General features: G+C 43.8%; 16 protein-coding genes, 1 tRNA gene, 2 rRNA genes and 1 riboswitch (1 of these 20 running past the window's edge). Of the genes, 15 read left to right on the top strand and 4 right to left on the bottom strand.

Annotated elements, in window-relative coordinates; translation table 11 throughout:
- The first annotated feature begins 27 nt into the window (after window positions 1–27).
- The 6 genes from ACSYSR_RS02610 (at window position 28) to ACSYSR_RS02585 (ending at window position 4,727) form a co-directional block, all read left to right on the top strand.
- Window positions 28–774: a hypothetical protein gene (locus ACSYSR_RS02610; protein ID WP_489816218.1), complete on the top strand. Its 747-nt coding sequence runs from the start codon at window positions 28–30 to the stop codon at window positions 772–774.
- Window positions 771–1,472, top strand: a complete 702-nt coding sequence (locus ACSYSR_RS02605) for a hypothetical protein (RefSeq protein ID WP_489816219.1) — start codon at window positions 771–773, stop codon at window positions 1,470–1,472. The genes ACSYSR_RS02610 and ACSYSR_RS02605 overlap by 4 nt, the downstream gene beginning before the upstream one ends.
- Window positions 1,460–2,086 carry a hypothetical protein gene (locus tag ACSYSR_RS02600; protein ID WP_489816220.1) on the top strand — a complete coding sequence of 209 codons (627 nt, stop codon included), beginning with the start codon at window positions 1,460–1,462 and terminating at the stop codon, window positions 2,084–2,086. Before ACSYSR_RS02605 ends, ACSYSR_RS02600 begins: the two co-directional genes overlap by 13 nt.
- A gap of 2 nt (window positions 2,087–2,088) precedes the next feature.
- Entirely contained in the window at window positions 2,089–2,718 is a 630-nt protein-coding gene (locus tag ACSYSR_RS02595; protein ID WP_489816221.1) for an ABC transporter ATP-binding protein, read from the top strand.
- On the top strand, window positions 2,711–3,472 hold the full coding sequence (locus ACSYSR_RS02590) for a hypothetical protein (RefSeq protein WP_489816222.1): 762 nt from the start codon (window positions 2,711–2,713) through the stop codon (window positions 3,470–3,472). Before ACSYSR_RS02595 ends, ACSYSR_RS02590 begins: the two co-directional genes overlap by 8 nt.
- A gap of 513 nt (window positions 3,473–3,985) precedes the next feature.
- A riboswitch (THF riboswitch) is annotated at window positions 3,986–4,080 on the top strand.
- A gap of 32 nt (window positions 4,081–4,112) precedes the next feature.
- The gene (locus ACSYSR_RS02585) at window positions 4,113–4,727 is read left to right on the top strand and encodes a folate family ECF transporter S component (RefSeq protein WP_252774387.1); all 615 of its coding nucleotides are present in this window, start codon (window positions 4,113–4,115) and stop codon (window positions 4,725–4,727) included.
- A 147-nt stretch (window positions 4,728–4,874) separates the two neighbouring features.
- Here ACSYSR_RS02585 and ACSYSR_RS02580 read toward each other — a convergent pair whose 3' ends face one another.
- From ACSYSR_RS02580 to ACSYSR_RS02570, 3 genes are all read right to left on the bottom strand, one after another.
- Window positions 4,875–5,585 carry a DUF6198 family protein gene (locus ACSYSR_RS02580; protein ID WP_489816223.1) on the bottom strand — a complete coding sequence of 237 codons (711 nt, stop codon included), beginning with the start codon at window positions 5,583–5,585 and terminating at the stop codon, window positions 4,875–4,877.
- A gap of 91 nt (window positions 5,586–5,676) precedes the next feature.
- On the bottom strand, window positions 5,677–7,176 hold the full coding sequence (gene rlmD, locus ACSYSR_RS02575) for a 23S rRNA (uracil(1939)-C(5))-methyltransferase RlmD (protein WP_489816224.1): 1,500 nt from the start codon (window positions 7,174–7,176) through the stop codon (window positions 5,677–5,679).
- Between the two features lie 41 nt (window positions 7,177–7,217).
- Window positions 7,218–8,390 (bottom strand): DUF998 domain-containing protein, encoded by a 1,173-nt coding sequence (locus ACSYSR_RS02570; protein WP_489816225.1) that lies wholly within the window; start codon window positions 8,388–8,390, stop codon window positions 7,218–7,220.
- Window positions 8,391–8,601: 211 nt separating this feature from the next.
- Here ACSYSR_RS02570 and ACSYSR_RS02565 point away from each other — a divergent pair, with 211 nt between their 5' ends.
- Window positions 8,602–8,883, top strand: a complete 282-nt coding sequence (locus ACSYSR_RS02565; RefSeq protein ID WP_252774383.1) for a transcriptional regulator — start codon at window positions 8,602–8,604, stop codon at window positions 8,881–8,883.
- 61 nt (window positions 8,884–8,944) lie between these two features.
- Window positions 8,945–11,107: an AAA family ATPase gene (locus ACSYSR_RS02560; protein ID WP_252774382.1), complete on the top strand. Its 2,163-nt coding sequence runs from the start codon at window positions 8,945–8,947 to the stop codon at window positions 11,105–11,107.
- Between the two features lie 394 nt (window positions 11,108–11,501).
- Here the strand turns inward: ACSYSR_RS02560 and ACSYSR_RS02555 are convergent, their stop codons facing one another.
- Complete coding sequence (locus ACSYSR_RS02555; protein ID WP_489816226.1) at window positions 11,502–11,798, bottom strand: GNAT family N-acetyltransferase; 297 nt, start codon at window positions 11,796–11,798, stop codon at window positions 11,502–11,504.
- 116 nt (window positions 11,799–11,914) lie between these two features.
- Between ACSYSR_RS02555 and dut the strand changes: the two genes are divergently transcribed.
- The 7 genes from dut to ACSYSR_RS02520 all read left to right on the top strand — a co-directional run.
- The gene (dut, locus tag ACSYSR_RS02550) at window positions 11,915–12,385 is read left to right on the top strand and encodes a dUTP diphosphatase (RefSeq protein WP_252774380.1); all 471 of its coding nucleotides are present in this window, start codon (window positions 11,915–11,917) and stop codon (window positions 12,383–12,385) included.
- Entirely contained in the window at window positions 12,385–13,755 is a 1,371-nt protein-coding gene (radA, locus tag ACSYSR_RS02545) for a DNA repair protein RadA (protein ID WP_489816227.1), read from the top strand. The genes dut and radA overlap by 1 nt, the downstream gene beginning before the upstream one ends.
- A gap of 178 nt (window positions 13,756–13,933) precedes the next feature.
- Window positions 13,934–15,430 (top strand): glutamate--tRNA ligase, encoded by a 1,497-nt coding sequence (gene gltX, locus ACSYSR_RS02540; protein ID WP_252774378.1) that lies wholly within the window; start codon window positions 13,934–13,936, stop codon window positions 15,428–15,430.
- Window positions 15,431–15,528: 98 nt separating this feature from the next.
- Entirely contained in the window at window positions 15,529–16,941 is a 1,413-nt protein-coding gene (gene cysS / locus ACSYSR_RS02535; protein WP_489816228.1) for a cysteine--tRNA ligase, read from the top strand.
- Window positions 16,942–17,479: 538 nt separating this feature from the next.
- Window positions 17,480–19,030 (top strand): 16S ribosomal RNA (locus tag ACSYSR_RS02530).
- 95 nt (window positions 19,031–19,125) lie between these two features.
- Window positions 19,126–19,198: transfer RNA gene (locus tag ACSYSR_RS02525), tRNA-Ala, on the top strand.
- Between the two features lie 193 nt (window positions 19,199–19,391).
- A 23S ribosomal RNA gene (locus tag ACSYSR_RS02520) occupies window positions 19,392–19,831 on the top strand; it runs 2,466 nt beyond the window's last position.
- Together the 16S and 23S rRNA genes with 1 tRNA gene alongside form the textbook arrangement of a ribosomal RNA operon.

Here is a 19,831-nt window from a genome sequence, read left to right as displayed (position 1 = left end):
AAACGATTTTGGTTTGTGATGTTAATCATGACAGCCATTACTACTACAGATGCTATTCAGCATGTTGTTGTTTTGAGTGGTAATTCACTAGCTACAAATTTTTGGTTAAATACATTTATGGCTAGTAGTGTTGCTGGACCATACGGTCATTTATTGACATTTTTCTTGTTAGGATTATTTCCAGTTTGGCTTCTTTTAGGCGTTGGTTTCGCTTTATCAAGCGATTTTTCTTCTGGTCAGTCCTACAATGTTGTCAGCCGTGTTGGCCTTGCAAAATATATTCGCGGGCATTATTATGCTGCTGGCATTGCTGGTGCGATTTTATTTTCAGTCCCACTGTTAGTGAATTTGTTGATTGTGATGGTGATTCACCTATTTGATTTTCGTACATTTAGTGGTCAGATGAGATTGTTAGATGATCGTAGTCGAATTCCTAATTTAGAAAAGTATCATTTTTTGTGGTGGCAATTAGAACATCCAGTGGTTACTTTTTTCTTGTATTTTTTTCTTTTCCTACTAGCAGTGATAATGACTACTGTATTAATGGTGTCGTTAACCTTAATTTTTAATAGTTTTTATCAAGTTTTGGCCCTGGTTGTATTAAGTTCAGTTTTGCTGGGAACTCAGTTATTTAACATTGGTGGATTACTGCAAACTTTTGCTTACCTAATATATTTACCGGATTGGATTAATAGTTGGGTGACATTATTGCTGACAATGTTAGTCATCAATATTGTGATTTATTATTGGCGTCGTTTTGGAGAATTACGATGAGATATGAACGGAAAATTTGGTTATCAACTGCTGCAATTTTATTTATTATGGCCATCTTTTATTTAATCAACATTAACTGGGCATCAACTAGTTATACAGATTTTGTTGAATATGAAGTTATTTATGGTAACTACTTTCAAAATTTAGCTTGGCAAACTTTTTTTGCTGTTATGGCCTTAATCTATTGGTCAAATAATTATCGACCATCACTGCAAGCGGCCGTGCGCTTGAATAGAAGGGGAGAATTAGGAAAATTAATTATTAAGAGAACGAATTATTTAATCTTGAACTTTTCTTTGTTATTTTACCTTGTGCCCTTTAGCAGATTGGGTTATTTACGCCCAAACTTTTCTCAAATCAGTCGCTTTATCACTTTTTGGTCGTGCCAAATGTTGTTATCTGGGTTGTGGTTATTAATTATTATTTACCTTGTTTTGATTTTATACAGTCGTTGGCAGAAGAATATATTAATGCTTGCCCTAACGGTTCTGATTGTTGTCACCACGTCTTTGCACTATCTTTGGCCATTAAAACAGTCTATTTTTGTGGATACACAAACAACGCTATTTTTATCCACAAGTACTACCATGTCTGTTGTTCTTAGTACTATTTTTAGTGTCTTGATAATGTTAAGCATTTTAGCATACCAAAAGTCAGTTATTAAACGATTCGTTTGGAGATGGGAATGGTTCGCGTAGATATAAAAATGTATTTTGCAGCCACTATGATTATGATCTTACTATTTCAAACGCTTTTGTATACACAGATGGGTGGCCTGCCAGTTTATTTTGTTGATAACAGTACTCGAATCCTTTTGGTTAAATTGACTTATTTTGCCTTACTAGTAGTACCAATAGTAACTATTATGGGTACAATGACTATTTGGCAAAGTGGTGCTTATTTAAATCGAATAATCCGTATTCGTCATGTTGAAACTTTATTGATTAGGATATATTTTCAATCATTAGGCATTGTTTTATTACCTGTGATGTTGCTTTGTTTAGGTGATCAGTTATGGATAGGCCATTTTTATGTATCAGAAACGCTTAGTTTAGCGTCCTCTTACGCATTTATACTAATGATCTATTTGGTACTTGAGTCACGATTCGATGCAGGTTACGCAATTTTACTGATAACTTTTCTGATCTTAGGAGCTGTTTTGGGTAGTCAACAATTAAAATTTTTAGGGCCATTGGTGTTTCAAAAGACAACTTCCTTTTGGCAAGTTGCTAGTTTGCTAGTTGTTGTATTGTTTTTATTTTGGTGGCAGAGCGTCCAAGTAAGGCATCAGGATTATTATGGAAAGGAATAAACATGATTCAAATTGAAGGGGCGATTAAATCCCTTGATAAAAAAATTGTGCTAGATAATATTAATTTAACATTTGATGATGGCAAAATATATGGACTTCGTGGTCGAAATGGTGCGGGTAAGACCATGTTATTACGTGCTATTGCAGGCTTGATTCATTTAGATCAGGGTTCAATCAGCATTAATGGTCAATTGCTGCATCAGGAGATTGATTTTCCAAAAGATTTAGGCTTACTAATTGAAAGTAATAACGTGCTACCAGATTTTACATTAAGAAAAAATTTACAGTTACTAGCTAAAATCAAGAAAGTTGCCACTGATGAAATGATTGATGAAGCAATTGCTCGTGTTGGACTAGATCCAGATGACCGTCGTAAAGTGCGCCAGTATTCATTAGGGATGAAGCAGCGTGCGGCCATTGCTCAAGCTATTTTTGAACAGCCAAAATTAATCTTACTTGATGAACCGACCAACGCGATTGATTTGGAAGGTGTTAAATTGATGAGAGCTATTTTTGAAGAAGAGAAGAGGAGGGGGGCTAGTATTATCTTGGCTAGTCATAATCCAGAGGACTTAAGTGTGCTAGCAGATAAAGTAATTGATATGGCAGAAGGGCGAGTAGTGAATGCGTAATAGTAAATTAGTGACAAGAATCATCTTTGCAGTGATTATATTAGCATTGTTTGGTGCTGTTCTTTTTAACTATGTTCATAAACAAATGAGTAAGGGCGAGGGAAAACGCTATGTTCCCACTGTTAGCAAAAATAACGCGGGAAAAACTGTAACGAAATCAAATAACCCTGCTAAAGCTTTTACTCTTAATGGTCCATCTTCTCAAAAAAATGCAAAGCAGCTAGGATATCATGCTGGATTTTATGATGTTCATATCGAGGGTGGTGATTCGCAGTATTGGGGCGACAGCGCAACGAGTTTGAAAGATGAATATGGACATCTGGTAAATGATTATGAACCTTTTAATTTGGAAGCAGGGAAAAAATTAATCTTTACACCGGCGAAGTTTAGTCCCTTAAAAAAGCAAGGGGACAGTTATGTCATTACCAATCCAGGCAATTACCTGCCAGTGACGCAAATCCCAACCGGAAAGTATAAAGTAACTTATGAGGGGGAGTTAACCCCACAATCAGCAATGCCAACATCAAAAGCTGGATCAATGTTGCTGATAACTCTATTGACGTATGACCAGCAGACAATCCCAAATTCAACTGAAAAAGATAATTATAATGTCACCTTGTACCAAACAACAGGTGGTTCAGAAGCGGGACCTAGTTCAGGAATTATTGATATTGAAAAAGATCGTCTGCTACATGTATCGATGACCTTTATCACTGATCCGAATATTAAAATAATTTTGACACCAGTTAAATAGAATTAAAAAGTCAATCAAGTAAGGAAGCCATCATCTTTTGGATGAGGCTTTTTTTGATTTATCGTTGTTTTTAGTACACTTTGTTTTCTGTTATGGGACTCCTAGTTTTCTTAAGTTTAGTCTTCCTCGCAGCTAATACAATAAAATTTATATTTTTATTATCTCGCGATAAAGGAACATAATAAATCATATCAATTTCCTCAGTTGTATTGAAGAAGTGGAACGATCCTGGATCGATGCCGGAATTGTACCGACTTTTTTGATGCGACCGCTGGTAGTAATAATCGACTCTTTAGCTGGTGAAAAGAGCTGCTGCCCCTAATAAAGATCAGTAAGCAAGGGTAGATTAACAAAAACCGTCCCACTGATTTGCCCTTATTTTAAGGTTCAGGCAGCGGTACACTTTTTCTTTGAATTATTACAAGCGAACGTGATATAATATATAGCGTTGATTGTTCGTTTTATTACGGAATAAAAATTCTTTAATAAAATAATAGTTGGCAAAAAAATAAATATGGGGTAGGAACCCGTGCGTTAAGTGCAGTGGAAACGGAATGTGAGCCACTGACGAAACATTTATGTGCGGTACGGGTTTCGCATTCACCAACCCGGTGAACGCTCCTTTAGGAGGTTCAAGAATATGAACAAGCACACAGTTTTCAAGAAGTGGGGGCTGTCTTCTTTATCGATCCAACAGCTCGTTTTGTTAGCGGTCTTAATGGCCCTATCGTTGGTGATCGGTAAGTTTTCAGTTATGCTGACACCAACCATCAAGGTTTCTTTTGTCTTTTTGGCATCGTCTTTGATGGGCCGGTTCTTCGGTCCAATCTGGACAATGTTGGTGATGGTCTTACTAGACTTCGTTAATGTGACTTTTTTTGTGGCCCACGGCGCTTGGTCACCGATTATGGCCGTTGGCGTTGTACTTGCTGGAATCATTTATGGGGGATTCTTCTACCAGCAGCCATTAACGAAGACCGTTCACTGGGGTAAAATTCTCGTGGCCGTTTTGCTAATCACCTTTGTGGTTAACTTCTTGGTGAACACCTTTGCCTTGATGGTAATGTATTCACCACAACATTCATGGTCTGTCTTTACGGCGATGTTGTCAGCAAGATTGCCAAAGCAATTGATTTTCTTCCCAATCCAATTAGTCTTAACTTATTTAGTTTTGAACAATCGAATTGTGACTCAAATTGGCCAACAATTCTTTGCATCACAGAGCAAGCAAACTACGCCAGCTGATTCCTTGTAAATAAAAGCATAAATCAAGTCAAACCCAATCCTAAAGCGGTTTTGGCATTAGCTGTCAGACGACTTTTGCTGTTTTTTGCCAATAAACTTAAAAGGCACTCACGTTCGATTTCGAACGTGGGTGCCTTTTTGTTTTTGAGTCTGATTTTTAATCCTTGTTTTGGACTGGGATATCCTTGTGGGTTAAATCCATATTGCCGTGGACAAGGTGTGGGAAGATGAGATTGTCGGACCAAGCGATGATTTGTCCTTGTAGGAAGAAAGAAACAGCTGTTCCGATGTTAATCGAGACGATACTGCCTGAGTATGCCCAACAGGCTAAAGAGATGCCGATGGCAAAGATAAAGTTTGAAATTTGCGCTTTGGGGGCGGAGCCCCGGAAATAGGAAAAGCGCAGGATATTAGTCATATCATCGATTGGATGAAGAATGAAGTTAACCCGTTGGTAAATCGAAATGGCGATCCCAACGACGGCAACACCAAAAAGATCGAGTGGGATGCGGAGCCACAGTGACACTGTTCGGACCCCTAGTTGCACAAAAATGGTATTGAAAAAGCCGGCTAAAAAGGAAAAAAGGAGACCAAAGATAATATTACCGAGGAAGCGCTTGAAAACAAACTTTTTAGCTAAAAAGATATTGGCAATCGCAACCAGAACAGTCGTTGCTGCCAGGTAAAGCGAAATGGGTGCTCCGGTAACGTGGGCCAAATTGGCTGCGCCGGCAGTCCACGGAGCGGAACCCAGGTTTGTTGCCACGGAGAGACCGTTTCCAAGGGCGTCGAGGATTAGTGAAAGCAAAAAATAAAAGTAAATCTGTCGCCAACTTAATTCAAAATAGCGTCCATCGCGGTGGTACATAGAAAGATCCGCCTTTCCAAAAGATAAAAAATTAAATTATTTTCATTATAAAAGAAAGACCAGCTAAATCAAACGGCTCGTTCTCATCTTTTTATTTTAGTGACAGCTTCACGACACCCTCCCAACGGGGAGTTTGCGGAAACATATCAATTGGCTGAATAAAGTCAACTTGATAGGCAGCATCGAGGTCTGCCAAGTCGCGAGCTAGTGTCGATGGGTTACAAGAAATATAGACTAATTTTTGGGGTTTTGTTTTGAGTAATGCTCTTTTAAAGGCAGCATCCAAGCCTGGTCGTGGTGGATCGACAACCACGGCTGTTGGCGCGAAGCCTTCTTGTGCCCACTTCGGGAAGACTTTTTCGGCCGTTCCGACCTCGTAAAAGGCATTTTCGATACCGTTTGCTGCAGCGTTTAAGCGAGCATCTGCGACAGCCTCTGGAATAACTTCCATTCCGCGGACTTCCTTGACGAAGAAGGCCATTGATAATCCAAGCGTTCCCACCCCTGAATAGGCATCGACTAGGGTGTCTTCCTTGTTAAGGTCCAAGGCCTTAATCGCGATTTCGTAGGTCTTGGTCATTTGCTCGTGGTTTAGTTGCAAGAATGCCCGTGGGGAAAAGGCAAAGTTTAGTCCTAGGATTTCCTCGTGAAGATAGTCATCGCCCCAAAGTTTGATGGTCTCGTCACCCCAAATCAGCGATGTTTTACCAAAGTTAATATTTTGGAAAATACCAGTCAGCGCAGGCATCTTTTCCGTTAGGGCATCGATAACCGCTAGACGGCCAGGAAATTCTTCGACATTCGTTACCAAAACTAGTTGCGCTTGGCCTGCTTGGTTGGCACGAACAATAATAGTTTTGATCAGACCGGTGTTCTTGACTTCATTATAAAAGGAAACGGAAGCGTCGGAGAGGATTTTTTTGACCTGACGTACAATGGTCATTGATGTTTCATCTTGGGTAGCAATCGTTGGTAAGTCGACGATATCGTGGGTGCCACGCTTGTACAAACCTAACTTAACCTCACCCTTAATTTTGCGGATTGGTAAAGAAGCCTTATTGCGGTAGTGGTAGGGAACGGCCATCCCGATTGTGTCGTTGATTTGATAGTGGGCAAAGCCCTTTGGTTGGAACTTTTCAAGGGCCTGCAAAATCAGGTCTTTCTTAAATGCCAGTTGGGCCGGGTAAGAAAGGTGGGCTAGTTCAAAGCCACCAACTAAGTCGGCAGCCCGATCCTCCGGTACTACTCGGTCGGGGCTTTTTTCGCGGATCGTGATGACCTTTGCTTCAATATATCTGTCGGTAAAGTCAGTTACCTTAGCGGTGACAACCTCGCCAGGCAAGGCTCCGGGGATAAAGACAATCTTGCGCTTGAAATAACCAATCCCCTCACCATTGATGCCAAGACGTTTGATGGTTAACGGGAACTTTTGCCCAATTTTGACCTCAACGGGTTGGTCACGGCTGGAGCGGTTCCCCTGATTTTTTGAGTAACGGTTTGGGCGGGGAGGGGTGTTCTGCCCTTGATTACGGACTGAAATCTTTGACCGACCGGGGCCTTTTTGATGAGTGTTATTTTTTTCTGTTGACATCGTTGTCATTCCTTTTCATGGTACAAAAGCGGGTTCTGATTTTATTCAATGGATTTGAGCGTGACTTGGTACGATTGAGACTTCGTTTCGTACAGCATATGAATATTTTGCATTAAAAGCAAGAGCCAAGAAATACCAAGGCCTAAAATGATGATCTCAAAGGCGGTCAAAGACAGGTAGCGAATCCCGTAGAAGAGAAAAGCGGTGACCACCATACTGAGGGCGGTTCCTAATGAAAAGAGCTTAAATTCGCGGTTAGCATTGGGCAAAAGCCAGTAAATCAAGAGCATGGGACTACCCGTACCAACAATCAATAGGTTGGCTGCCGTATCATGAGCGATATGCAAGAATCCGGGATTGTTCGGCAAAGCGCCAATAGCCAACAAGCAGAGGGCATCGAAAGTCAAAAAGGTACGCAAGATTGATAGGCGTCGGTGTTGTTTGTAACGCTTTTGAATCGGAACAAACAGGTAGTCAATTAAAGTTCCCCAGAGGATACCGGCAATAATTAATGTGGCGTTAAAAGTCCATGAAAAGTGGGCCTTGGCCGTTCCTAAAAAGGAAAAATTATGCTGCCACCATAAAAGCCTTGAATTGGTCACCATGGCCACTAGGACACCACAGACGATAGTGATAATTAACAAGGCCATCATAAAGGGGGTCGAAATCAGTGTGGCAGAGTAAACCATCAAATAGTTGACGATACTGACAAAAATGAAAAAGAGAATGGTCGCCGTTAGGCGGTCAAAAATCGCCGATTGGAAGAGGTAGCCAATCGCCCAAAAAAAGGCGATGGCTGCAAATGCCTGAATCAGAGCAATTGAAAAAAAGAGGGTTGGCGCTAGGCGCATATCTGTTTTCTTTTTAATTGGGTCCTTCTCTTGGCGGATATTTTGTAGGTGAAGACGGATAAAGGAACCGATACCGGTGATTTCACCAAGGAAAATGACGGCTGTTGCTAGCGAGCTTTCGCCGGTAAGGGGGATTAAGGGGTCTTTTTGCCATAAAATCCAAAAGGCAAAGGCAATGGTGGCTAAGAAGGATGGCACCAAAAACCGCCTGATTGAGAGTTCTTGTTTATTAGTTTCAGTCAGGACCGGTGTCAAAGTTAAAGAGGCATCATTGACGACGAGGCCTAGTTGAGCTCCGTCAGATAAGTCGAGGTCATTGACGGCCTCTTCTGGAATTTCAATTTCGTAACGCTGGTTGGCCATTCGGCACCCCTTTTATAGGAAAATAGTTTTTTTATTTTACTGGAATCATTATAGCCATAACCGCTTGGCTCTAAGGCGACTACTCTATTTTAATCAAAAAATCAAAAAAAATATATATCATACTTGTGTTATAACATATATGTGTTATAATAATAAATGTGGAGGTGGAAGAAAATGTTAGAAAAGAGATATCAAAACTGGGGTGATCAGCATGGTCCGTTTTAACATTAAGGCTTATTTGGTGGATAAGTCGTTGACAATTTACCGGGTTTCAAAAGAATCCGGTTACGGTTATACGACGATTCATCGGTCTTTCAATAAAGATCAGAGCCAAGCAACTTCACTAAATATAAGAGATTTAGATGCCTTAGCCCGGGCCCAGCAAATGGAAATGTGGCAAGTGCTAAAGGAATTGGAACACGGTTATCAAAAACCTGATCCAGATCAAGAATCATACGTTAGAAGCAAACGGGATTCGAAATCCGACGGTTGAGATGACACTGCCAATTTCGAAAGGAAAGTAAATTTATATAAAGAGGAAGGTATATTAATTTATGGCAAATCAAAACGATGCATTTAACAACGGATTTAACTCAGATATGAACAATATCTTTGATAGTATGATGGGTAACTTGAATGGTTTGAACTCAGAAAACCGTCGTTATTTAATTAACGGACGGGAAGTGACGCCAGAGGAGTTTGCACAATATCGGCAAACTGGTCAGTTACCAAATGGTGGACAACCTGGTCAAACTGCAGGTAACGGTCGTCCTCAGGACGTCAAGCCGGGACAAATTAAGCAAGATGGTATGTTAGCTAAATTAGGTCGCAACTTGACCCAAGAAGCCAAGGATGGTTTGCTTGATCCAGTTATTGGTCGGAACAAGGAAATTCAAGAAACAGCCGAGATTTTGAGTCGTCGGACTAAGAATAACCCTGTCTTGGTCGGGGATGCCGGTGTTGGTAAGACTGCTGTGATTGAAGGATTAGCTCAGGCCATTGCCGCCGGGGATGTGCCAGCAGCTATCCAGGACAAGCAGATTTATTCAATTGATATTTCAGCTTTGGAGGCTGGTACACAATACCGCGGTGCCTTTGAAGAAAACGTGCAGAAGTTAGTCGATGAAGTCAAGAATGCTGGTAACGTAGTCTTGTTCTTCGATGAAATTCATCAGATTCTTGGTGCCGGTTCAACTGGCGGCGAAGATGGTGGTAAGGGCTTGGCCGACATTTTGAAGCCAGCTTTGTCACGTGGCGAATTATCATTGATTGGTGCAACGACTCAAGATGAGTACCGGAACACGATTTTGAAGAATGCTGCTTTGGCTCGTCGATTTAACGAAGTCAAGGTCAATGCTCCTTCAGCAGCAGATACATTGAAGATTTTGGAAGGGATTGCGCCCCTTTACGAGAAGCACCACAATGTTGAACTACCAAAGGATGTTTTGCAAGCAGCTGTGGATTACTCAGTGCAGTATATTCCACAACGGTCATTGCCTGACAAGGCCATCGATTTAATTGATATGACGGCTGCCCACTTGTCAGCTAAGAACCCAGCAACTGACAAGGTTTCTTTGGAAAAGAAATTAGCTAATTTGAAGAAGGACCAAGAAGATGCAGTTGGTCAAGAAGACTATGAGAAGGCTTTGAAGGTTAAGAACGAAATTGCTGACGTTCAAAAGCAGTTAGATTCTGCTAAGAATGTTGAAAAGATTAAGGCAACGCCAAATGACGTGGCCCAAGCCGTTGAACGTTTGACGGGTATCCCAGTTTCACAGATGGGTGCTTCTGATATTGAACACTTGAAGCAAATCGACAAGCGTTTGGCAGGGAAGGTTATTGGTCAAGATGAGGCCGTTGACCTTGTTGCCCGTGCCATTCGTCGAAACCGTGCCGGATTCGACGAAGGAAACCGACCAATTGGTTCGTTCCTTTTCGTTGGACCAACTGGTGTTGGTAAGACGGAATTGGCAAAGCAGTTAGCCCAGGACCTCTTCGGTTCAAAGGATTCCATTATCCGTTTGGATATGTCAGAGTATTCTGATTTGACAGCTGTGTCAAAGTTAATTGGTGCAACAGCCGGTTATGTTGGTTATGATGACAATAGCAACACTTTGACAGAAAAGGTTCGTCGTAATCCTTACTCGATCGTCTTGTTAGATGAAATTGAAAAGGCTAACCCACAAGTCTTGACCCTGCTCTTGCAGGTCTTGGATGATGGTCGCTTGACGGATGGTCAAGGAAACGTGGTTAACTTCAAGAACACTGTGGTTATTGCCACGTCAAATGCCGGATTCGGTAACAAGGATGTGGAAAACGGTGACTTAATGGACCGGTTGTCCAAGTTCTTCCGTCCAGAATTCTTGAACCGGTTCAACGGTGTGGTTGAGTTCTCAGCTTTGACGAAGGAGGATTTGAAGCAAATCGTTGACTTGATGTTGGCAGATGTGGATAAGACCTTGGCTAAGAAGGATTTGACGCTGCGGATTTCTGATGGTGTTAAGGAACACTTGATTGAAGATGGTTATGATGAAGCCCTCGGTGCTCGTCCATTACGTCGAGTAATTGAGCAACAGATTCGTGATCAAGTAACTGATTTCTACTTGGATAACCCTGGTAAGAAGGCATTATCAGCTGACTTGGTTGATGGCAAGGTTGTCATTTCAGCTATTGAAGAAGATGACAATGCAAAGGCTGATGAAAAATCAGCAAAGTAATTGCTCTTCAATTAGAGGTCTGGTCGCAAAGGTTGCGGCTGGGCCTTTTTTTGTTGATCAGAAGTGTTGAGGTGGATCAAATCCTGTAATCCCTGCAATATGCGGGTGTTTGCTTTCGATTGCGAACCCGTTAAAAAGGCCAATCGGATTGGTGACGGTTACTCGACCGATTGGTGTATCACTTGTGCTATGGTTGATTGCTCCAAAAAACCGGCCAGGATGGTTGGATTAAGTCCTACTTTTCCAATCATCTTGGTCGGTTTTGTATTAATAATGAGGTTTTTCTTTATCTTACTTTTGTCATCTTTTATTGCAGAGCCCGTCTGCAAATGAGACCAACCGTTATCCTGACCCCGGTTCCTTTAATTGCTGGGGGAGACCCTTGCCAGCCAGACTACTTTTGATTGAATTGGCTTGTCGCGGCAACGTCTTGGTATTCGTCACGGAAGCGGCGGAATAAAACGGCAGCGTACCGGCAGGCCGGCTGGACGAGTTTGCCTTCCGTTCGTGCCTTTTTGACGACTTCGTCAACCAGCTGGTGTGCGATATTTTGGCCGCGTAGGCTGGGGTCGACGAAAGTGTGATTTAAAACAAGGCTATTTTCAGCCTGATTTTCGAAGTAGGTAACTTCGCCGAGTCGTAAGCCGTCCTTTTCGTAATAGAACGCTCCTGGTTTTGCAGTGATAGTCATCAGAACCTCCAGAAATGATATGACGGTTTAGAAATTAACCGGAATGACGTATAATAAATTAGTTAAATAATAAGTCGGTTATATGCCAGATTAATGGAAATGTAAAGGGGTTTGGAATGAAAAAGCGTGGATTTGAAATTGTTAGTCAGTATGCAAATGCTGGTTTGACCCTGCCAGCTCGCTCCACTGAACGGGCAGCGGGCTATGACTTTGCTGCAGCAACAGATATTGTCATTCCAGCATCAATAGAAGGCGTGCAAAAGCCAGTTTTGATCCCAACGGGTATCAAGGCTTATATGCAGGCGGATGAGTACTTGCAATTGGTGTCACGGTCTTCTCTACCAAAGAAAAAACACCTAGTGATGCCAAACGCGGTTGGAATTATTGATGCGGATTACTACAATAATGAACAAAATGAGGGTGAAATTATGGTTCAAGTCCTCAATATTAGCCAAGAAGCCGTTTTGATTAAGAAGGGCGATCGAATTGCTCAGGGAATCTTCTTGCCTTATTTACTGGCTGACCAGGACGAAGAGACCAGCAAGGCTGTTCGTGCCGGTGGCTTTGGTTCAACTGGGGAGGGCTAATGGCCAAAACGAAAACCCAATTTATCTGTTCAAATTGTGACTTTATTTCAGCCCGCTACCTCGGTCGCTGCCCAAACTGTGGCGAGTGGGGAACTTTTGTGGAAGAAAAAGTCCAACCGGAAACGACGAACCGCAAGGCTCGCGTCGGCATTGACGGTAAGGTCGCTAAGGTCCAAGCCATTAACGAAGTCTCTTTGGAGGACACACCGAAGGTCACCACGGGTTTGAAGGAATTGAACCGCGTTCTTGGGGGTGGTGTTGTGGCCGGGACCCTGGTGTTAATTGGTGGGGACCCTGGTATTGGGAAATCAACGCTTTTGCTCCAGGTTTCAGGCGAACTTTCCAACCATGGCAAGGTTCTCTATGTGACCGGAGAAGAGTCAGCCTCACAGGTTAAGCTACGGGCAGACCGGTTAGAGGTTGGTGGTCAGCAATTTTACCTTTACCCGGAAACCGATATGACGGCGGTGAAAAAACAGGTCGAGGAAATGAAGCCAAACTTCTTGGTGATTGATTCCGTGCAGACGATGCAGGAACCTGATTTGACCTCGCCAATTGGATCTGTTGCTCAGATTAGAGAAGTGACGGCTGACCTGTTGCAGATTGCCAAGACCAATAACATCACGGTCTTCATCGTCGGCCACGTGACCAAGGATGGTGCCATTGCTGGTCCAAAGATTTTGGAGCATATGGTCGATACGGTTCTTTACTTTGAAGGGGACCGCCACTATAAGTACCGGATTCTGCGGGCGGTCAAAAACCGTTTTGGGGCCACCAACGAGCTTGGGATTTTTGAAATGCGTGACCAGGGTCTGGCTGAAGTTGCTAATCCTTCCGAAATTTTTCTGGAAGAGCGCTTGGCCGGCGCAACTGGGTCGGCGATTGTGGCAACGTTAGAGGGAAACCGCCCCATTTTAGCGGAGCTTCAAGCCCTCGTGACCCCGTCCGTCTTTGGTAATGCACAACGAACGGCCACTGGCCTAGACCGTAACCGCGTTTCGGTCATTATGGCAGTCTTGGAGAAGCGGGCGAACCTTCTGCTGCAAAACCAAGATGCCTATCTCAAGGCGGCCGGTGGCGTTAAGCTTGATGAGCCGGCTATCGATTTGGCGGTCGCGGTCGCAGTTGCCTCGTCCTACCAAGATAAGGAAACTAGGGCTAGTGACGTCTTTATTGGTGAGTTGGGCTTGACTGGTGAAATCCGGTCCGTGGCCGACTTAGAAGGTCGGCTGAAGGAAGCAACCAAGTTAGGCTTTTCGCGGGCAATTGTACCCAAGAATAACTTGGCTGGCTTGCGTTTACCCGATGGTCTTGAGGTGGTTGGCGTGACGACGATTAAAGAGGCATTGCAATTAGCACTTGGCGATTAGTAAGTGCGCAGCGTTGCTCGGTGGCGGAATGGTTAAGCACCTTTTATTGACCGAACTATTTTGAAATCAGGACCAAGGTGATCCTGATTTTTTCGGGGGGGCTGAAAGCCTGTCCGACTTGTTGTATACTTAAGGAAGAATTTTTCAGCGTTAGGCTGTACTGAGGAGAACAATATTCATGACTGATGACTTTCGTGTTCGTTATGCCCCATCACCAACGGGCTATCTACACATTGGAAACGCCCGAACGGCGTTGTTTAACTGGCTTTTTGCCCGCCACTACAATGGAACTTTTGTAATTCGAATCGAAGATACCGATTCTGCGCGCAACATTGAAAATGGTGAACAGTCACAGTTGGAAAACTTGAAATGGCTAGGTTTGGATTGGGATGAAGCACCCGATAAGCCTGGTCAGTATGGGCCATACCGCCAATCAGAACGAAATGAACAAGGAATTTACCAGGAATTCATCGATGAACTCTTGGCTAAGGGATTGGCTTATAAGTCTTACAAGACTTCTGAACAATTAGCCGAAGAACGAGCAGCACAGCAGGCTGCCAAGCAAGCCCCGCACTATGTTTACGAATATGAGGGCTTGACCAACGAAGAACGCGAAGCTAAGTATGCTGATTTTGAAGCTCAGGGTTTGAAGCCGGTTGTTCGTTTCCGTGTTCCAGAAGAAAATGTCTATGCTTGGGATGACATCGTTAAGGGTCACATCGAAATCGGTGCTAAAGAAGTTGGCGGTGACTGGGTGATCCAAAAGGCTGATGGCATGCCAACTTATAACTTTGCCGTTGTTGTGGATGACCACTTGATGGAGATTTCGCACGTTTTGCGTGGGGATGATCACGTTTCGAACACGCCAAAGCAAATGATGATTTATGAGGCTTTGGGTTGGGATGTGCCCAAGTTTGGTCACATGGCCTTAATTATCAATGGCGCAACGGGCAAGAAGTTGTCAAAGCGTGACAATGATGTCTTGCAGTTTGTGGAACAATATCGCGAATTGGGTTACCAACCGGAAGCCATGGATAACTTCATTGGTTTGTTGGGATGGTCACCAAAGGGCGAAGACGAAATCTTCTCATTAGAAGAATTCAAGGAAATGTTTGACGAACACCGCTTGTCAAAGGCCAATGCTAAATTCGACCAAAAGAAGTTGGAATGGATTAACAACCAGTGGATCCGTAAGGATAAGGACCGCATTATGCCACAGCTCTTTGACCAAATCATTGCTGCTGGTCTGATTTCAAAGGAAGAAGCTCAAAAACGTGCCGAATGGCTCAAGGAAGTCATCGAAGTTGCTGGTGTTGACGGTATTTCTTATACCAAGCAAATTGTTGACTTGGTCCGCGAACCATTCTTTCAATTGGGCGAAGTGACGGATGAAATGGTCGACTATTTGACTTCTGATGATGGGCGCAAGGTTTTTGCTGCCTGGGAAGAGGCTTATACTGCCTTGCCAGATGATGCCGATGCTGATACTTATATGGCGACCATCCGTGGGATTCAAAATGATCTTGAAATTAAGGGCCGCAATTTGTGGAACCCAATCCGAATTGCGACAACCCATCAAATTCAGGGACCAAACCTACCTGAAATGCTTGTCTTGTTGGACAAGCCAGCCGTCTTGAAGACGATGGCTGATGTCAAGGGCAAGTACCTCGACTAAGGTTTTGAAACAGCACTCAGCTTCGAGTGCTGTTTTTTGTTGGTTTTGTTATAATGAGAGCAAACCATGACGATTACTAAAGTAAAAGAGGTCTGCATATGCTCCAAGTCTATAACACTTACAGCCTGGAAAAAGAAGATTTTGTACCACAAGAAGCTGGCAAAATTACCATGTACCTGTGTGGACCAACGGTTTATAACTACATTCATATTGGTAATGCACGATCAGCTGTCGCTTTTGACACGATTCGGCGCTATTTGGAGTGGCGCGGTTTTGAAGTGAACTTCGTTTCCAATTTTACTGATTTGGGTGATAAGGTTATTGCTCAGGGTGAGAAGGAAGGTCTAACTGAGCAGGAAGTGGCTGATAAGTACGCTGCTGCTTTTGCAGCCGATACACGACAACTAAATATTAAACCTGCCACTAGTCGTCCGCGGGCCACTGAGTATATGGAAGAAATGGTGGCCTTCGTCGAACGGTTGCTTGACCAGGGTCAGGCCTATGAAGTCAATGGTAATGTTTACTTTTCAACGAAGAAGTTTAAAAACTATACGGCTCTTTCCCATCAGAACATGGAACAGTTAGAGGAAAATGCTGCCGGTCGTCTTGGGGAAGAGGATCAAGAAGATAAGCACGACCCCACGGATTTTGCCTTGTGGAAGAGTGAAAGTCGGCCGGATGTGGTTGCCTGGCCATCGCCATGGGGATTGGGACGTCCTGGTTGGCACCTTGAGTGCTCAGTGATGAATGACCAGCTGTTAGGAGAAACGATTGATATTCATGCTGGTGGCATTGATTTGACCTTTCCACATCATACCAATGAATTGGCACAATCGGAGTCCTACCACCACCGGCAGTTTGTTCGCTATTGGTTGCATAACGGCTTTGTCAACGTTAATGATGAAAAGATGTCGAAGTCGCTGGGGAACTTTGTTACCATTCACGACTTGTTGAAAACGGATATCGATCCTCAGGGTCTGCGGTTCTTCTTGGCGAAAACCAATTATCGTCGCGCTATTTCTTACAGCCCGGATCGATTGGACCAAACACAAGGCGAACTTGATCGCTTGTACCGGACATATCAAGGGCTTTTGTCTGCCAAAGGAATAGCAGCGGCTGGTCAGGTTTCACAACAGGTGCAAAATCAGGTAGCGGAATTGGAAGAGGCTTTTATTGAAGCGATGGATGATGACTTTAATACGGAGAACGCGGTTACCGTGATCTTTGATTTGACCACTTTCGCTAATAAAGTACAAAATCAGGAGAATGCAACTCAAGGAGACTTAGAGTGCCTGGCCAATCGTTTGCAAACTTGGCTTGGTATCTTTGGGATTGAACAGTTAACAAAGGAGATTGTTCTTACATCAGAACAAGAGGCTTTGTTAGCAGAACGAGCAGCGGCTCGTGCTGCTAAGGACTTTCAAACATCGGATGCCATCCGCGATCAATTGTTGATAACTGGTTTGGTTGTTCGTGATAGTCCACAGGGACAAACGTGGGAATTGAATTAATATCCGAACGTTGAATGCTAAATGGACGCTTAAATTTGTTTTAATTCGAACAAATTTAAGAGTTTTTTATTTAAAAAACGTTTTTGTTTTTTTAGTTAAAAACTATTTGCTAAACTATTGACGAGTAGTCAGGTAGGCGCTATACTAGTTATTGTTCGTTACGAAGCAAAGCTGCTTCGAGCGAGGCGCTGGTTGTCAGAGATGACCGGCAGTTGATAAAAGTTCATCAGAAAGTTGTTGACAAGCTTCAACATTCCTGATAAACTAATCAAGTTGCCCTAACAAAGCAACTCAAATAACTTTCTAAATTAGTTGTTGACTTTAGGTCACAGCTAAGGTAAGATAAATGAGTTGCCCAACAAGGCATCGCACATTGAAAACTGAACAAAACTTTGAACAAACAAATCTGTAACGGTGGCTACTTGGTAAGTAGTCACAAACAAATTTGCGAAGTCAATTCGTAACAAACAATAAACGGATAGGCGTTATCGAGAGATAGCAACTAGTCAGTTTAATCGAAGAGCAATCTTCAAACTTTTAACATGAGAGTTTGATCCTGGCTCAGGATGAACGCTGGCGGCGTGCCTAATACATGCAAGTCGAACGCGCAGCGAAGAGTGCTTGCGCTCTTCAAGCGAGTGGCGAACGGGTGAGTAACACGTGAATAACCTACCGAAAAGCAGGGGATAACATTTGGAAACAGATGCTAATACCGTATAAAACGTGCTGTCGCATGACAAAACGTTAAAAGGTCCGTTTGGACCACTTTTTGATGGATTCGCGGTGCATTAGTTAGTTGGTGGGGTAAAGGCCTACCAAGACAATGATGCATAGCCGAGTTGAGAGACTGACCGGCCACATTGGGACTGAGACACGGCCCAAACTCCTACGGGAGGCTGCAGTAGGGAATCTTCCACAATGGGCGCAAGCCTGATGGAGCAACGCCGCGTGTGTGATGAAGGCTTTCGGGTCGTAAAGCACTGTTGTATGGGAAGAACGGTAAGGGTAGGAAATGATCTTTACATGACGGTACCATACCAGAAAGGGACGGCTAAATACGTGCCAGCAGCCGCGGTAATACGTATGTCCCGAGCGTTATCCGGATTTATTGGGCGTAAAGCGAGCGCAGACGGTTCGATAAGTCTGAAGTGAAAGCCCACAGCTCAACTGTGGAAGTGCTTTGGAAACTGTCGAACTTGAGTGCAGTAGAGGTAAGTGGAACTCCATGTGTAGCGGTGGAATGCGTAGATATATGGAAGAACACCAGTGGCGAAGGCGGCTTACTGGACTGCAACTGACGTTGAGGCTCGAAAGTGTGGGTAGCAAACAGGATTAGATACCCTGGTAGTCCACACCGTAAACGATGAACACTAGGTGTTAGAGGGTTTCCGCCCTTTAGTGCCGAAGCTAACGCATTAAGTGTTCCGCCTGGGGAGTACGACCGCAAGGTTGAAACTCAAAGGAATTGACGGGGACCCGCACAAGCGGTGGAGCATGTGGTTTAATTCGAAGCAACGCGAAGAACCTTACCAGGTCTTGACATCCTTTGAAGGTACTAGAGATAGTGCTGTTTTCTTCGGAAACAAAGTGACAGGTGGTGCATGGCCGTCGTCAGCTCGTGTCGTGAGATGTTGGGTTAAGTCCCGCAACGAGCGCAACCCTTATGTTTAGTTGCCAGCATTCAGTTGGGCACTCTAGACAGACTGCCGGTGACAAACCGGAGGAAGGCGGGGACGACGTCAGGTCATCATGCCCCTTATGACCTGGGCTACACACGTGCTACAATGGCGTATACAACGAGCAGCGAACTCGCGAGGGTAAGCGAATCTCTTAAAGTACGTCTCAGTTCGGATTGTAGTCTGCAACTCGACTACATGAAGTCGGAATCGCTAGTAATCGCGGATCAGCATGCCGCGGTGAATACGTTCCCGGGTCTTGTACACACCGCCCGTCACACCATGGGAGTTTGTAATGCCCAAAGCCGGTGGCCTAACCTTTTAGGGAGGAGCCGTCTAAGGCAGGACAGATGACTGGGGTGAAGTCGTAACAAGGTAGCCGTAGGAGAACCTGCGGCTGGATCACCTCCTTTCTAAGGATAATCGGAGCGTTACAGGGACGTCAGAGTCAATTTGATTTGTGCAAAGTTTTGTTTAGTTTTGAGTGCGTGAAGCACAACCAGCGCATGGGGGATTAGCTCAGCTGGGAGAGCACCTGCTTTGCAAGCAGGGGGTCAGCGGTTCGATCCCGCTATTCTCCATTGGCCAGAAGAAAGCCTTTTGGCCAAAAGCTAGTACATTGAAAACTGAATAATCAAGAAATTCTTTTAAAATGATTCAGAGGTGAATCATCTAAATGAACCGAGAAACAACACAAGTTCTTTAAAAAAGAACGGTTTAATCGCAGGTCTGAAAGAAGACCAACTCATAAAACTGATCCAACTGAAAAGTTGTGGTTAAGTGAATAAGGGCGCGTGGTGGATGCCTTGGCACTAGGAGCCGATGAAGGACGTGACTAACTACGATAAGCTTTGGTGAGCGGTAAGTACGCTATGACCCAGAGATTTCCGAATGGGGAAACCCAGCACATAGAAGTGCTATCACTATCTGAATACATAGGATAGTTGAAGGAATACGCTGTGAACTGAAACATCTCATTAGCAGCAGGAGCAGAAAGAAAAATCGATTCCCTGAGTAGCGGCGAGCGAAACGGGAAGAGCCCAAACCAGTGTGCTTGCATGCTGGGGTTGTAGGACTGTCGTTGAGTTACCAAGATAGAAGTTAGGTGAAAACGTTGGGAAGCGTTGTCAAAGAGGGTGATAACCCCGTAACCGAAAGCTTTTGTCCTCTAGACAGGATCCTGAGTACGGCCGGACACGTGAAATCCGGTCGGA

It is taken from the genome of Fructobacillus sp. ESL1096 (assembly GCF_058511985.1).
Note: the sequence above shows the minus strand (reverse complement) of the source record. Positions and strands in the feature narration are given on the sequence as shown.

Excerpts from the sequence above, each read along its gene's own strand:
- ACSYSR_RS02590 (WP_489816222.1), top strand. The coding sequence starts at position 2,711 with ATGCGTAATAGTAAATTAGTGACAAGAATCATCTTTGCAGTGATTATA.
- cysS (WP_489816228.1), top strand. The coding sequence starts at position 15,529 with ATGCTCCAAGTCTATAACACTTACAGCCTGGAAAAAGAAGATTTTGTA.
- ACSYSR_RS02595 (WP_489816221.1), top strand. The coding sequence starts at position 2,089 with ATGATTCAAATTGAAGGGGCGATTAAATCCCTTGATAAAAAAATTGTG.
- ACSYSR_RS02565 (WP_252774383.1), top strand. The coding sequence starts at position 8,602 with ATGGTCCGTTTTAACATTAAGGCTTATTTGGTGGATAAGTCGTTGACA.
- ACSYSR_RS02560 (WP_252774382.1), top strand. The coding sequence starts at position 8,945 with ATGGCAAATCAAAACGATGCATTTAACAACGGATTTAACTCAGATATG.
- ACSYSR_RS02580 (WP_489816223.1), bottom strand. The coding sequence starts at position 5,585 with ATGTACCACCGCGATGGACGCTATTTTGAATTAAGTTGGCGACAGATT.
- gltX (WP_252774378.1), top strand. The coding sequence starts at position 13,934 with ATGACTGATGACTTTCGTGTTCGTTATGCCCCATCACCAACGGGCTAT.
- ACSYSR_RS02610 (WP_489816218.1), top strand. The coding sequence starts at position 28 with ATGACAGCCATTACTACTACAGATGCTATTCAGCATGTTGTTGTTTTG.
- ACSYSR_RS02600 (WP_489816220.1), top strand. The coding sequence starts at position 1,460 with ATGGTTCGCGTAGATATAAAAATGTATTTTGCAGCCACTATGATTATG.
- ACSYSR_RS02555 (WP_489816226.1), bottom strand. The coding sequence starts at position 11,798 with ATGACTATCACTGCAAAACCAGGAGCGTTCTATTACGAAAAGGACGGC.
- ACSYSR_RS02605 (WP_489816219.1), top strand. The coding sequence starts at position 771 with ATGAGATATGAACGGAAAATTTGGTTATCAACTGCTGCAATTTTATTT.
- ACSYSR_RS02570 (WP_489816225.1), bottom strand. The coding sequence starts at position 8,390 with ATGGCCAACCAGCGTTACGAAATTGAAATTCCAGAAGAGGCCGTCAAT.
- radA (WP_489816227.1), top strand. The coding sequence starts at position 12,385 with ATGGCCAAAACGAAAACCCAATTTATCTGTTCAAATTGTGACTTTATT.
- dut (WP_252774380.1), top strand. The coding sequence starts at position 11,915 with ATGAAAAAGCGTGGATTTGAAATTGTTAGTCAGTATGCAAATGCTGGT.
- rlmD (WP_489816224.1), bottom strand. The coding sequence starts at position 7,176 with ATGTCAACAGAAAAAAATAACACTCATCAAAAAGGCCCCGGTCGGTCA.
- ACSYSR_RS02585 (WP_252774387.1), top strand. The coding sequence starts at position 4,113 with ATGAACAAGCACACAGTTTTCAAGAAGTGGGGGCTGTCTTCTTTATCG.